This is a genomic window from Reticulibacter mediterranei (assembly GCF_016587455.1).
In genome coordinates, this window is record NZ_BNJK01000001.1 from 8,893,116 (window position 1) to 8,906,807 (window position 13,692).

Annotated in this window: 11 protein-coding genes and 5 pseudogenes; 3 read left to right on the top strand and 13 right to left on the bottom strand. The window is 49.5% G+C overall.

Annotated features, from left to right (window positions below; translation table 11 throughout):
• Positions 1–44: 44 nt before the first annotated feature.
• Positions 45–429 (top strand): annotated as a pseudogene (locus K3T83_RS38120) (IS6 family transposase); the annotation flags it as partial.
• Between the two features lie 198 nt (positions 430–627).
• Here the strand turns inward: K3T83_RS38120 and K3T83_RS38125 are convergent.
• The 6 genes and pseudogenes from K3T83_RS38125 to K3T83_RS38145 all read right to left on the bottom strand — a co-directional run.
• Positions 628–1,005, bottom strand: a pseudogene (locus tag K3T83_RS38125) (IS6 family transposase); the annotation flags it as partial.
• A gap of 41 nt (positions 1,006–1,046) precedes the next feature.
• Positions 1,047–1,223, bottom strand: a complete 177-nt coding sequence (locus K3T83_RS38130) for a hypothetical protein (RefSeq protein ID WP_220208120.1) — start codon at positions 1,221–1,223, stop codon at positions 1,047–1,049.
• A gap of 328 nt (positions 1,224–1,551) precedes the next feature.
• Positions 1,552–1,645, bottom strand: a pseudogene (locus tag K3T83_RS58670) (IS6 family transposase); the annotation flags it as partial.
• Positions 1,646–1,859: 214 nt separating this feature from the next.
• A complete protein-coding gene (locus K3T83_RS38135; RefSeq protein WP_220208121.1) occupies positions 1,860–2,606 on the bottom strand; it encodes an SDR family oxidoreductase in 747 nt (248 codons plus the stop codon).
• On the bottom strand, positions 2,603–3,484 hold the full coding sequence (locus tag K3T83_RS38140; RefSeq protein ID WP_220208122.1) for an SDR family oxidoreductase: 882 nt from the start codon (positions 3,482–3,484) through the stop codon (positions 2,603–2,605). The genes K3T83_RS38135 and K3T83_RS38140 overlap by 4 nt, the downstream gene beginning before the upstream one ends.
• Positions 3,484–4,326 carry an SDR family oxidoreductase gene (locus K3T83_RS38145; RefSeq protein ID WP_220208123.1) on the bottom strand — a complete coding sequence of 281 codons (843 nt, stop codon included), beginning with the start codon at positions 4,324–4,326 and terminating at the stop codon, positions 3,484–3,486. Before K3T83_RS38145 ends, K3T83_RS38140 begins: the two co-directional genes overlap by 1 nt.
• A 273-nt stretch (positions 4,327–4,599) precedes the next feature.
• Here K3T83_RS38145 and K3T83_RS38150 point away from each other — a divergent pair, with 273 nt between their 5' ends.
• The gene (locus tag K3T83_RS38150) at positions 4,600–5,157 is read left to right on the top strand and encodes a TetR/AcrR family transcriptional regulator (protein WP_220208124.1); all 558 of its coding nucleotides are present in this window, start codon (positions 4,600–4,602) and stop codon (positions 5,155–5,157) included.
• 366 nt (positions 5,158–5,523) lie between these two features.
• Here the strand turns inward: K3T83_RS38150 and K3T83_RS38155 are convergent, their stop codons facing one another.
• The 4 genes and pseudogenes from K3T83_RS38155 to K3T83_RS38170 all read right to left on the bottom strand — a co-directional run bounded on the left by K3T83_RS38155 (position 5,524) and on the right by K3T83_RS38170 (position 8,851).
• Positions 5,524–5,961, bottom strand: a complete 438-nt coding sequence (locus tag K3T83_RS38155) for an SDR family NAD(P)-dependent oxidoreductase (protein WP_220208125.1) — start codon at positions 5,959–5,961, stop codon at positions 5,524–5,526.
• A 16-nt stretch (positions 5,962–5,977) separates the two neighbouring features.
• Positions 5,978–6,796: pseudogene (locus K3T83_RS38160) on the bottom strand (IS6 family transposase).
• A 397-nt stretch (positions 6,797–7,193) separates the two neighbouring features.
• On the bottom strand, positions 7,194–7,583 hold the full coding sequence (locus K3T83_RS38165; protein WP_220208126.1) for a hypothetical protein: 390 nt from the start codon (positions 7,581–7,583) through the stop codon (positions 7,194–7,196).
• Positions 7,584–8,134: 551 nt separating this feature from the next.
• Positions 8,135–8,851 (bottom strand): annotated as a pseudogene (locus tag K3T83_RS38170) (IS6 family transposase).
• A 75-nt stretch (positions 8,852–8,926) separates the two neighbouring features.
• On the opposite strand from K3T83_RS38170, the gene K3T83_RS38175 reads away from it, so the two are divergent.
• The gene (locus K3T83_RS38175) at positions 8,927–9,463 is read left to right on the top strand and encodes an NACHT domain-containing protein (RefSeq protein ID WP_220208127.1); all 537 of its coding nucleotides are present in this window, start codon (positions 8,927–8,929) and stop codon (positions 9,461–9,463) included.
• Positions 9,464–9,508: 45 nt separating this feature from the next.
• Here the strand turns inward: K3T83_RS38175 and K3T83_RS38180 are convergent, their stop codons facing one another.
• The 3 genes from K3T83_RS38180 to K3T83_RS38190 all read right to left on the bottom strand — a co-directional run bounded on the left by K3T83_RS38180 (position 9,509) and on the right by K3T83_RS38190 (position 13,592).
• A complete protein-coding gene (locus K3T83_RS38180; protein ID WP_220208128.1) occupies positions 9,509–10,810 on the bottom strand; it encodes a serine/threonine protein kinase in 1,302 nt (433 codons plus the stop codon).
• A 571-nt stretch (positions 10,811–11,381) separates the two neighbouring features.
• Positions 11,382–12,890, bottom strand: a complete 1,509-nt coding sequence (locus K3T83_RS38185; RefSeq protein ID WP_220208129.1) for a multicopper oxidase family protein — start codon at positions 12,888–12,890, stop codon at positions 11,382–11,384.
• Positions 12,891–12,914: 24 nt separating this feature from the next.
• On the bottom strand, positions 12,915–13,592 hold the full coding sequence (locus K3T83_RS38190) for a hypothetical protein (protein WP_220208130.1): 678 nt from the start codon (positions 13,590–13,592) through the stop codon (positions 12,915–12,917).
• Positions 13,593–13,692 lie beyond the last annotated feature (100 nt).

A 13,692-nucleotide genomic window follows, 5' to 3' on the forward strand; every position in this document is an offset into this window, starting at 1 on the left:
TGTCAACTTGGCAACCTAGCTGAACAATGTGTTAGAAGAGCTTCATGAAAATACGCACTATTGCTCCCGATTACAAAGGTCACCGCTTCCCACCGGAGATCATCAGTCACGCGGTCTGGCTCTATTTCCGTTTCTCTCTCAGCATACGCTCTGTGGAAGAACTTCTGGCACAGCGAGGGATCGTGGTGACTTATGAAACGGTTCGGCAGTGGTGCCTCAAATTCGGGCAAACGTACGCCAATGAATTACGTCGTCGTCGCCCTCGTTGTAGCGACACGTGGCATCTGGACGAGGTGTTTCTCACGATCAGTGGAAGATCCACTATCTGTGGAGAGCGGTGGATCAAGACGGCAATGTGCTTGACATCCTGGTCCAGAGTCGCCGCGAACCGCGAAAGCCGCCAAACGATTTTTCCGCAAGCTCCTCAAAGGGTAGTGTTACAAAAAATTATAAGCTCATCAAAATGGCTCATGTAAGAGAAGTAAAAGAAAAGTATTTACAATAAAATGAGTGCTTCTTTTACTTCTTTTACCGGTGAATATTTTTGTCTATAGTTTATTTTGATGAGGTTATTATTTTTTGCAACACTACCGGACATTCTTGAGGCACGCACCCAGCAGTGACGTGCAACGCGAGGCAGAAAAAGCGTTTGGCAGCCTCAGCGTCACGTGTTGGGCTCAAGAAGAACTCCAGGGTCTGGCCATCGGAATCCACGGCTCGGTAGAGGTACACCCATGTTTTCTTGATTTTGATATACGTCTCGTCCACTTTCCAGGAGTCATTGCAGGCTTTGAGATGCGGACGACAGCGCTTTTCCAGTTCGGGGGCGTAGCGTTGCACCCAGCGGTAGATGGTCGTGTGATCGACGTGTAGCCCTCGCTCAGCTATCATCTCTTCGAGATCTCTATAGCTGAGCGCATAGCGCAAGTACCAACGGATGCACAACAGAATGAGGTCGGCCTGGAAATGACGCCACTTGAAGGGATTTTGGTTCTGGGTGCCCATGGAGAAGATCTCTTTCGCTCTTTTCTCTCTACTGTAGCAGATCAGCTTCCTTTTTTGCAACACAGCCACCACGCACGCAAAGCCAACAGCTCTGCCGTTTCAGTGCCGAACCTGCGGATCTCTTTGCGCCGTCGTCCCGCCTCAACGACACTGAGGCAGACGACGAGAAAGCGCAGATGCACATCAATGCCTGCGCACCGAGGATACATCACCTGCATGATCAACTCTCCTTTCTGTTGGGGAACTTTCTCCTTTCTGTCACAGTGGCAATCCCCGGAGGGGTGTCTGTTCTTGTTCAGTATCTTCTTCGTGCTCTCACACGCGGATTGAGCGGTGAGGCCACATGGAGTGGTTCGCCCAGACACCTCAGTACAGTTTCGAAGGCACGTTCTTACACCGTATACCGCTGGTCGTCTTCTCTCCAGGACGTTGCCACTTCGATTCTACCCTTTTTCATGCGGAGTGGTGCGCTGCAGAGCGCATGACGTTTCAAAAGTGCGTCAGACCCAGTTTAAGGGGTTCACTACAAATCTAATGTGTGGAACTACTGAGGGCATAGCGTAAGTACCATCTTACTTACGCATAAGAGAATGATATCGGATTGGAAATGATGCCACTTGAAGGGGTTCTGTTCGATCATGGGGGATCCTCTTTATGCTGCTTTTCCCCAACTGTAGCAGATCAGCTTCCTTCTTGCAACACAAGCGCGATGTCAGCCCGACATCCAAGAGGATGAAAATGGCTATTTACGAGAGAACCTTATTTGGCACACAACATGTCAGTTGTGTGTTTCATGAAAAAGCAGCTCAACCGCTACCCATACAGTGAGGTTGAGCTGCCTAACTACTGCTTGATCAGTGTTCATTCATGAGTTGAAATGCCTCGTCGTATTTGCCGTCACGCTCGGCAAATCGCCATATATGTACGTCATGAACATACACCTGTTTAGCATCAGGGTTGGTTTTAAGGATGTGCATTGTCTCATTGATGAAGGCATCAAGGTTCATCCCAAAACCTCGAACAGAGCTCTCTAGAAATTCAGTATCGCTGACTGCGGGTGGCGCAATTTCAATGACCTGAACGTTTGTTGCATGTAGCTGCCAACGGAGCGATTCACTAAACGAGTGAATCGCGGCCTTAGAAGCAGAATACGTAGGTACTGAAGCAGCAGGAACATATCCAGTGCCGGAGGACATGGTTATAATGGTGCTGTCTTTTTGTTTGAGCAGATGTGGTGTAAACGCGGCAGTGACTCGTAATGTGCCGAGGTAGTTTGTGTTCATAATCTGAGCACTCGTATTTATATAGTCGGCTTTGAGTAGATCTTCGCTAGCTGCAAACCCAGCATTGTTCATCAGGACATTGAGATTGGGATAGTCACGAAATAATTGTTCCGTAACGGTTGCCACTTGATCTTGGTTGGTGACATCTAGCTCGACAGCAATCAGGCCTTCATTTTCACTGACTGCTTTATCGAGGACATCCTTACGACGTCCGCTGATAATAACCGTATTACCTTCGGTCAAGAAGGCTTGAGCGAGACCTAGGCCAATACCCGTTCCACCGCCAGTGATAAACACCGTGTTGCTAGTTAATTTCATGCTTCTTTCTCCTTCATTTTTTGGCCAATGTCCGTCAATTTCGCAGACTGTTCTTGGGGCTCAATATCTTTCAACCGAGCGATAAGTTGTGTATGGATAGCCTGATATGAGTCAGAGCCAAGGACGACACGCCGAGGCGCAGGTTTTTGCTCGGAGGCCTGAATGATAGCTGCAGCCATTTTTACCGGGTCTCCGATAGGAAGTGAGCTTGTATCGCGCATGCGCTTGCGAACAGCATCAGCAGGCGTGCCGTCGTATGCTGGAATAGGAGTTGACATCTGGGAACTTTTGAAACGGAAATTCGTTCGCGCTGAGCCGGGCTCAATGATAGTAACACCGATACCGAATGGAGCGAGTTCTTCAATGAGTGCTTCAGTGAAGCCTTCGATTCCCCATTTGCTTGCATGGTACATGGAACCTCCAGCCCATGCGCCTTGCCCGCCGAACGTTGATATCTGGACGATTCGTCCGCTTTGTTGTGCGCGCAAATGGGGAATAGATGCCCGCGTAACTTGGATGGAACCTGTGAGATTTGTCGCGAGTTCGGCCAGGATTTGTTCATCCGTGAATTCTTCAGCAGCACCAAATAGCCCATAACCGGCGTTATTGATGATGACGTCAACCCGTCTAAGTGCTGAAAACGCATGGTCTACGGTTGGTTTTATGTGAGCAAAGTCAGTTAAGTCAAGCTTCTCAACATGGAAAGTTTCAGCATATTTGCTCTGTAATTCGCTGACTACTGTCTCGTCACGGACTGTGCCAGCAACCACATCGCCTCTTTCCAATAACAATTCTGTCATGGCACGACCAAGGCCGGTGCTGACACCTGTAATCAGCCACCGTTTCTGTTTGCTCTGCGCAGTAGTTTCTCTGGACATTACTCACCCTCCGGGAAATCGGTACTCAATGTAATCGACTTATGTTCCTCTAACTCAGCAAGCCTGCCAGTTAACGCCTGCTGTATAGCCTCATATGCATCACTCCCCAATGCAAGACGGCGCGGCGCTGGGTAGTGATCTGCAACATCAATGATAGCTTTAGCGACCCGTTCAGGATCTCTGGGAGCGGTCCCTGTTAAGTTACCCATGGCTTTGATGGCTCGGTGAACACTACCAACTGGCGTATTGGCGTATTCTGCCATCGGTTCAGCAATTGTCAGCGCGGCCCCAAACTGTGTGCGAACACTGCCTGGCTCAATCATTGTGATACCAATGCCAAATGGTGCGACTTCACCAATGATTGATTCAACAAATCCTTCGAGACCCCATTTTGATGCATGATACATACTGCCACCAGGTGAGGTTATCTGCCCACCCATCGTGGAGGTTTGGATAAGCCTGCCACCACCCTGTTTGCGCAAGTGAGGCAAAACAGCACGGATAAGTTGAATAGGTGCCACCATGTTGAGCGCTATCTGCTGATGAATTGCATCGTCTGAAAGTTCTTCTGCCGCACCAACGGCACCAGAACCAGCGTTAGAGAATATCACATCGATGTTTCCAAATGCTTCAAAAGCTTGCTCGACAACGTCGCGCAACGCGGCTGTATCGGTAATGTCTACAGGACGGGCCCATAGCCGATCATCATGTTGTTCCATTAGATCTTTGATTCCATCCAAATGCCTCCCAAAGGCTGCAACTTTCGCACCGCCTTCTAATAATTGCTCTGTAACTGCTCGGCCGATGCCTGAGGTAGCACCAGTGACTAGCCATGTGCTCATGACGTGGTACTCCTTTTTTATGAAGTGGTTTAAACCATATGGTTTATTTTATTATAAGCAACTTCTTCACTAAAGTCAACCCGTTGGTTTATTTTGGTGAAGAGGCTATACAATTCCGTTGCTACCCATGGACGCATCCTTGATGCTGCATACCAGACAACATCTTGATTAAAGCCAACCCGTTGGTTTATACTAAGTAAGAGGTCATGCTATTCTGCCACTACCCGCTTCGCTAACTGCTACAAAGCATGAGGCAAAGGTATAGTAAGTAATATGTCATATGATTCCGCTGCTACCCGTCGACGCATCCTTGATGCTGCATACGTTGAGTTTGCAGATCGTGGCTTTGCAAATGCAAGAGTTAACCGCATTGCCGCCCAAGCGAAAGCGAACAAGCAAGCCATTTACTTATATTTCGAGTCAAAAGAAGGTTTATTCGACGCGGTACTGGAAAACCGATTGGGAATCCTAGCCGACATGGTATCTTTTACACCTGATAACCTCACAGGTTACATCGGTGCACTCTTTGACTACATGGTCGAACACCCAAATCTTCTGCGCCTGACTCATTGGAAGTCTTTGGAGAGGCCTGAAGCTACAAAACAAGAACGAGAATCACACCTCACGAAAGCTAGTGAGTTGGCAGAGGCAGTTGGCGTTGATCCAGCAAGGGGCATGGATATTTTTATGCTGACATTGGCAATGGCGCAGGCATGGAATACAACCGCCACATCTATACGAGAGTCTAACGGTAGCCATCAGACTCGACTGAAACAGCACCGCGAGGCACTTATTGAGGCTGTAACGGCTACAGTAAACGCTCTTACATAATCGATTGCAATATTACCGAGAAAAGTGAGGGAGGTGAGGCAATAAAGCGCTTCATAGGGAAATCACCGACTGTTACAACGTAACTGGAATCGGTCGTGTCATGAATACCTTCACTCGTGCCCGATCTACCCTACTGCAACGTTAAATAGGTGGGTTTCGCTAGAAGGGAAAAGGTGCTTTCTTAGAGGTCCAGTTGAGAAGAAGTGAATGATTTTTTAAGCTTCTCTTTGAGAACAGAAGAGGGTGAGAGGCTTCCAAAAATGCGACCTGGATTTTTCAGCGATCAAGAGTGCCGACAAGTGTAACAGGCTTACCAGCGCCCTTGATGCTCATTTGACTGCTAAACCGATGCTTCTCTAATCAATGCTAAATTTCGCTGACATACTGGTGTGGTGAACCTAGTTTATGACGCAGACTAGGAGGCTGGTGACCATTGATGTCAGTAAAGCCATAGTTAACAGCCGCTTCAGCTCCGATGACGACCTGACCAGACTTCATCATGAGTTCGGGATCACCGTATAAGGCCTCTATCACGCGCCCCGTGAACTGCGGCGTCTCGGCGGTTTCCATCAATTCATGAGCTTCATGACCTTCTGGGAGCTGTGAAACGAGGGAGATAACCATCTCCGTCGTGGTTGGGCCAGGCCAGATCGATACAACCGCAACCTTGTGTGACTTGAAATCCTGCGCCATGTCCCACGTCATCTTATCCAGGCCAGCCTTTGTCGCACCATAAGCTGGGTCCAGATGATAGGATGTGTCAGAACTGGGGATACAGGAGTTCATCAGGAGGTTAAAAATCATCCATGTGTTACCTCTCTCAGGCGACCAACAACATCATGATCAGGATATCCCATTGTTGGCGGAACAGATCACGTTGGCGTGCCAAGGAGACAAATTGCCTCATGGTGGTGCGAAAGCGAAAGAAGTGGCGAAGTTCATCAAAGGCTCTGCAAAATCGTGATGCAGAAGTAACACTTCCAAAGCCTTGCATAGGATAGTAGCGTTGCTTGATTCCACGATGATCCTATTCTATTCTATTGTTGAGATAATGGCTCCTGCGATGGAGAACTTCGCTGCCAAGAATGTCTCGGATCGCTCGGGGGTAGGAGCCATGAGCGTCTGTTATCACTTGTTTAGGAGCATGACCAACCGTTTCCAGAGCTTGTTTGAAAAACCTCTGGGCAGCATCCATATTGCGCTTCTCACTCAACATGGAGTCAACCAGGTTCCCATCATGATCAATAGCACGAGAGAGGTAACACCACTTCCCTTGCACCTTGACATAGGTTTCATCGACATGCCAGCAGGTTCCGGCTTGTCCGCGCCGCTTTCTCCGCAGGCGATCTGCAATTAGCGGGGCAAAACGAGCTTCCCAGTCGCGAACGGTCTCATGTGTCACTGCCCAACCCCGCTGCAAACAGATCTCAGCCACATCACGCAAGCTCAACTTATAGCGCAACCGCCAGAGTACGACAAGCAGGACGAGATCGGTGGGATATTCTAAATAGTTAAAAGGGGTGTTGGTGCGTTCATTGAAGCGTCGCTGGCAAGTTGAGCAGTGGAAGACTCGGTAGCCCAGCGTGGTTTTCTTCCTCTGTTCCTTGGTGGTAGGACATGTGCAATGTGGGCAGTTCATTAGGTACTCCTCTAGAGATGTTCTGGATGAGTATCAGTCTATCACAAAAAGAGAGGCTTTCTGCTTGAAGCTTTGCCTTCAGTTCTGACACATCCCAATAAACAGCTTTTCGTAGTCGTTTGCTTCTTGTTCATCATCTGTTTCAAGCACCTTTGTCTTGACGACTTTGCCTTTAGCGGCCCAAGTTTTGTGAATCGCCCGAATTTTGGCACTTGGCTCTGAAAGACAGGGAACAGCTTCTGGATAACGATAGCGATCGGCTTCTCTCTCATACTGATGGATACAATCTCCTTGTCCCTTCCCGACATAGAAGATGCGACCATCTGTTACGCCAGTGTACACACATAATATTTGGAGTAGTGCATCATCTGCTAGGTGTCTTTCTGGTCTAATGGATTTACTCACTGGAGAGAAAGACGAGCATGAGAGAAGTTCCAATAAACAACAAGGCAAGGAGTGGACTATACCAACTGGTTCCTAGCCAATTGAGATTCACGCGTACAGTAGGAACATTTAATACCGCAAAGAGCGCAAGAATTCCTCCCAGACAGATAGAGCCAACATAAGTAGCGAGAAATGCTTCAAGAGGTTTTTTCACCGTTCGTACCCCTTTCCCAAGAAGGTAACCAATAACAGAGAGGCCCAATATGGTGAGGATAAGGAGAAGGAAGTTTGTTAACCCTGCTCCATTAAAGAGGATTGGAAAGCTGATAGCTCCTGCAAGGGATAAGAGAAATAACATGACAAGGATCATGAGCGTTTTTACCGCCAGAGAGAGAAGGCTCACAGATTCCTCCTTTGAGATGAAAGATGCTACATATTACTGGAGAGGTACTAAAAGATAGTATATACTAATCTATAGTATTTTGTATCGTAGAGGTTAGCATTCCTCTGGCAAAAAGCATTTTTCTCAGTGCGCCTCACAGGTCCCTTTGCCATCGATTAGGGGATTATCTGGGCTGGAAAGAGTATCAGAAACTCGCATTTGAGAAGTTGTGGACCATCTTGTGGCATCTGTCTGATGTTGACATCTATCTCATCCTTGATAGTGATCTCTCCCCTGGAGAAGCCTGCATCTGCATCGGTATTGTCAACTTCATGGAATTTCAGAGCTATGATTGGCAAATTGAAGGCGAAAGTGGGGAACGAACCCACATCTTCTCCAGGAAAAGAGGCTGTCAAATCGCTGAAAGAAGGGTTCAGTAGGGAAAACTCATCAAGAGAAAACATGAAGTTGACAATACCGTCAGGAATGTCATCGATTGGGATTGGTCCGAGCACGACGGTTGTGTTGCAAAAATCAGAGAGAATGCAAAAGGATGAAGCTTCTCTTCTTGCTCAGCTTCGGCAGTCATTCCAAAGAGGCTTGAAGGAGACTTGCCCATTAATATCTCCTTTCCTCACACCGTTGACTTGTCCCTTGCGAATCATGTTCATGGCTTCATACCCGGGGAACGTCCTGTTTGCTGTCAGATCAGAAAAGAAGCCCATCCCAGGTTTGGTCAATCTCTTGATGAACCGATGATCTTGCTCGATGAGATTACCCCGGTACTTCCCCTGTCGTCATTCACAACCATTGGGGACAAGTTCCTCCGCTTTGATGTCACTGAACGCTTTGGGGGAAGCGGCGTTTTTGTCCACATGTATGACTCGTGGCTCCATGCTATGAGAAGCTGCGAGCGTTTTGAGAAAGAACTGCTTCGCTGCATTTCCATTCCGTGTCGAACTGAGCCAAAAATCGAGCGTGTTTCCTGTTGAATCTACGGCACGACAGAGGTACACCCACTCTTTTTTGATCTTGATGGAGGTTTCATCGACCAACCATGAGTCGGTTGTTCATTTCCAATGAGAGCGACATCGTCGTTCAAACTCAGGAGCGTAGTGCTGGACCCAATGAGAGATCGTGGCATGGTCGACCTGTAGTCCACGTTCCCGCATGATTTCTTCGAGATCGCGATAGCTCAGAGCATACCGAAGATACCAACGCACGCAGAGAAGGATGAGAGGGGAATGAAAGTGACGCCACTTGAATGGGGGCTGGTTCTGGGTGATCATGAAGGATGTCCCCTTGTTTTTCTCGAAGTAATGCAGAGCTTATCATAGTCTTCTCATTTTTGCAATACAAGCACGATGCCAGCCCGACATCCAAGTGGACGAAAATGGCGATTTACGAGAGAACCCTATTTCCTGGTCGCTGAACTCTCTTACGAGCAGATCCGCGGCTTTCTGCCGCGCTGGTATGGCATCAGCATTCCTCTGGGGAAGGGCACCGCATCAGCATCCGCCGTACGCACCCAGCAGTTGATCGACGAACTGCTGGCAGCTACTCAGAAAAATGAGGCGGTTCGTCATCTGGCTGGCACCCCTTTGTTGTTGACGCTGATGGCGATCATGCTGCAGAATGGCACGCGTCTGCCGGAGCGGCGTGTCGAACTGTATCAAGCCGTCACCAAAACGCTGTTAGAGAGTCGTAACGAGATCAAGAGCTTGCCCAGGCTCTATGAGGATGAGGCGATCCAGCGCCTGGGCAAGCTTGCCTTCACGATGCAGGGGGTTGGCAACAATCTCGCCCATCGTGCCAAGGTGGAGGCTTGCTCTTCGTACGGCTATCCTTGCTCAGCGGCAGAGAGAGCCAGGCAGGATCGCCCAGGTGGAGCAGGACGTTAGCGCCTACACTGAGGCCATTGGCATGTGCGGTGGCTTGTTCTGTTTTCAGTTCTGACTCTTCTGCTGATTGAGCATGATGCTTGATTTAGATGGTCCAAACTGATTTGTGGAGGAGGGATTGAGAGTTGCAATTGGTCTCGGAGCACGAGACTGCACCGGTTTTGGCATGGAGTTCGAGGAACGGCTTGGGATGCGTGGTGGTTGATTGAGCATGATGCTTGATTTAGATGGTCCAAACTGATTTGTGGAGGAGGGAGTGGGAGTTGCAGCTGGTCTCGGAACACGAGGTTGCGCCGGTTTTGGCAGGGGTGTCTTCTGAACAAGGTGTGATGGAGTAGGGGGTACGGGTGGATTTGAATTTGGTGCCGCTGCTGTTCGCACAGGTGGAGGGGACGAAGGAGTTACCGCTTGGCCTGCAATACTTTGCAACTTTTGCTTGACTATGAGTATATTTGCAGGGCGTTTGGCTTCGTCCAATTCCAGCATCTGTGTGAGGAGCTTTGACAACCCACGAGGTGTTGTTGGCATGAAGGACTGTAATGGCGGAAACCGAAAGGGAGAGGCAGTAGGATCGTGTCCTGAGATAAGCTGGTATAGCAGTGCACCTAGACTATAGATATCGGAACGTGGTGTTGTTTGTGCTCGACCAAATTGCTCTGGAGGTGCATAGCCCATGGTGCCATAGTACACAGTATCTTTTGTCTGCCCCGGCTTGAAGTGACGAGCAATGCCAAAATCAATCAAGTAGAGATGTCCACTAGCCGTCCGTATGACATTGGACGGTTTGAGGTCGCGAAAGATAATGGAGGGGTGCTGTGTATGTAAATAGCACAAGACCTCGCACAACTGCAGAGCGATACTGAGAGCCTCATCAAGTGGGAGGTTTCCCGTTTTTTTTCGACCGAGGTAATGAGTCAAGGTTTCACCCTCAATAAAGCTCATAACCAAGTACCAGCGGCCATTGTCTTCAAAGTGGTCAAAAATGCTGGGGAGGTGGGGATGTTGCAAGTTAGCGAGCAGAATAGCTTCTTGTTTGAAAGCATTGGCAGCCTCTTGGATTTCTTGCGGACTCAAGCCGCTCTGGCTCATCTCTTTAATAGCGACAAGGCGATTGCCCAATTGGGTATCTTCAGCTTTATAGACAGCTCCCATTCCTCCTTTGGCAATCGGTGCTATGATGCGATAATGTTGTTTGAGTAACATCGTAGTAAGTAAGTGGCCGGTGGCAGAATGATAGAGGGGTGATTGAATGCCCTGCAAGGAGTGACCACAGGCACGACAATAAAAGGCACGGGGTTGGTTTGCCGCGCCACATGTGTCACAGAAAAGCAAGGATGATGGTCCCATGGTGTTTCCCCTTTATTTGTTGTTCGTCCCTCTCTTGAGAGGGACATTGTAGCAGGGGAATCTCTCTTCACGAGATTCCTCCAAAGAATCTTCTATATATGGGCTGAGGTGAACTAGAACTATCTCTTTTTCGATCACTTTATCAATTGGTGGTTAGATTAAATTCTTGCGAAGCGAGACAGGAAGAGGCTGCATTCAATTTTCTGTGAGATGGCCTCATCCCGCTCTAGAAGTTGTTTCGTACGAAATGAGTCTACACCCTAAGATCAAAGAACCATCTCCTCATTTAGGATATCATAAAGGGAAGGAAATTGATACCTTCCTGCTTTATGCAATCTACTTGAGGCAACAGCTATGGTTTCGATGTTCATGCACTTCTTTCTTGATGAGTTAAAAAACAATGGAGACATTTTTTGCTGTTGAAGAAACCCATGCTGTAGGGGTGCAGAGCAGATGAGTGCGGAGGAGGCTCCTGGTCTCTGAGTAGATGAGGACTTTCTGGTAGTGTTGCAAAAAATGAAGCTCATCATTTTTGTGAGCTTCATTTTTTGCAACACTACCCTGGCAAGGGTTATTCGGGAATATTCCCCAACTCCTGCCCTACATTGAAGGGAGTAGAGATGTTAGGATAGACGACCATCATATCCATGCCCTGCGCGGCATGACTCAGGTTATGACAGTGATCCATCCAGAGGCCCGGGTTGTTCGCACGGAACCCGATTTCATAGCTATCGCCATCGTGCAGGTTGATGGTATCAAGGTAGACCGGGCTACCGGTGAGCGGCTTGCCATTATGGGTGAGAACCGCAAACGTATGGCCGTGCAGATGAATCGGATGTGTTGTGCTGGTTTCATTGACAATGCGAATTTTGACAAGCTGGCCCTCTTTCACCACAATTGGCGGAATATCGGGAAAAGCTTTTCCATTAATGGTATAGACCGAGCCAAATGAACCGTTGAAGAAGCCAGGATAGGAACCAAGCGTCATCGTATTCTCGTTATCGAAATGTGCATTGGATGTGATGGCGTTGGATCGCGGCTGTCCATAATCAGTGAAATCGAATTGGGCAGGATGGGGCGTAGAGAGCGCATTGGGAGCCGCACCATCACCAATCAGAGCCGATAAGCCACTGCTTATTTCGCCAGTTTTTCCTGTCTCGACCAGACGCACGGCTCCCTGTGCGGGCATGCGAAAACGGAGATCATAGCGCTGACCGGAACCGATGGGAAGAAGCACCTCATGCAAGGATTGTGGCCCGTTGAGATTGTGTCCATCGAGAGCAGAAATGGTAAAAGGTGCGCCGATCAACGTTGCTTGATGCTGATCGTTGTCCGTATTGAGCAGGCGCAAGCGGACCCAATCGCCAGGTCTGGCCTTGATCACGGTTGGATGATCATTTCGCGCCTGCCCCCAATCGTGGAAGACGAGGCCAGCATCAACATCATCGTGCTGAGAGGGCTGTTTTGGATCGACGATCAGCATACCAAAGAGGCCGCGTTTGACCTGCTCATTGCTCTGCTGATGAGAATGATACCAGTAGGTGCCAGGGTCGTTGGCAATAAAGCGATAGGTATAGGTCTCGCCTTGTTTCACGGCATTCTGAGTCACGCCAGCCACCCCATCGGCAATGTTAGGAACGGCCACGCCATGCCAGTGAATGGTCACGCCTTCCGGCAAAGTGTTCGTCAGCTTGACCTCTACACTATCGCCCTGTCGCACCCGCAACGTCGGGCCAGGAGCGGTGCCATTATATGTCCAGGCCTCAATCATCTTTCCGCCGATATTCAGTTTGACCGCTCGGGCAGTCAAACGAAAGTGTCGGATGTGAGCAGCGGTTTGTGGAGCCTGCAAACTGGCAATGGGGGTCGCCCTACCTGATGGCATATGTGCATGATCCATCGTCATATTGCCCGCCGTTCCCATGTTCATGCTTGCGGGAAGCCGGGTACTCGATACCCCCCATGCTATGTAACCACCTCCGACAAGCAGGAGAACCAGCACTGTGAGGAGGCAGCCCGCAACAAATTTCCGAGATCTCCACCCTTTTTTTCTCTTCTGTGCAGTATTTTTCCCTAACATACCAGATTCCTCTCTTTCATAAATTTACTGTTGTATAAGGGGTTGCGTGGAGGCCAAACGCTGGATGACGACCTCTTGAGACGGCCTGTTCTCTCGGTACTGACCACGACGTATGCGGATGGTGAGCAGTATATTCATACATCCTGAACCCAGGTTGATAAGACCACATGCGATCCCATTGATGACCGTCCAGCTTTGCATCTCACCTCCCGCCACCATAATAGTCGCAGGCACACACAAGACGCTGACTATGGGGAGAACACAGAGCAGAGCGCCCACGAGAGCGTAATGGGGGATCCGCAGGATCGGGGCGAGGGCGAGCATGAAGAGACCGACGCTCACGATGGTTACCGGCAACGCGAGGTTCGCGCGTCCCCACAGCGTGAGGAGGGCAGGCCCAACGACACTGGCGACGATCTGCACGACGGTCGCGATGTTGATGTACCGGTCTGCCTGCTTCATCGCCCCTTGATCACCGTCGGGGGTGAACAGGCGTGCCGTTGTGAAGAGACGGATACAGGCCACTGCCATGCCCAGTGCCAGGAGAGTCTGGGCCGCGAAAAGCGGGAGCGCCACCTGGGCCGGTGCGTGCGACGCGTTGATCCCCTGAACAACCCAGAGGGTTCCAAAGATGGTGGCCGCAGCGGCTCCGATGGTGAGTGTACGAGCAACGTAGAGGGAGTCAAGTGATTTTGGAAACATGATGGTATGTCCTTTCGGTCCAACTCATTTGGAATGTCCTGCTTTGCTTTTCTGCTCTCTCTGCGGAAGAAAGAGCATGCCGTCTGCTCCTGATGGTGCC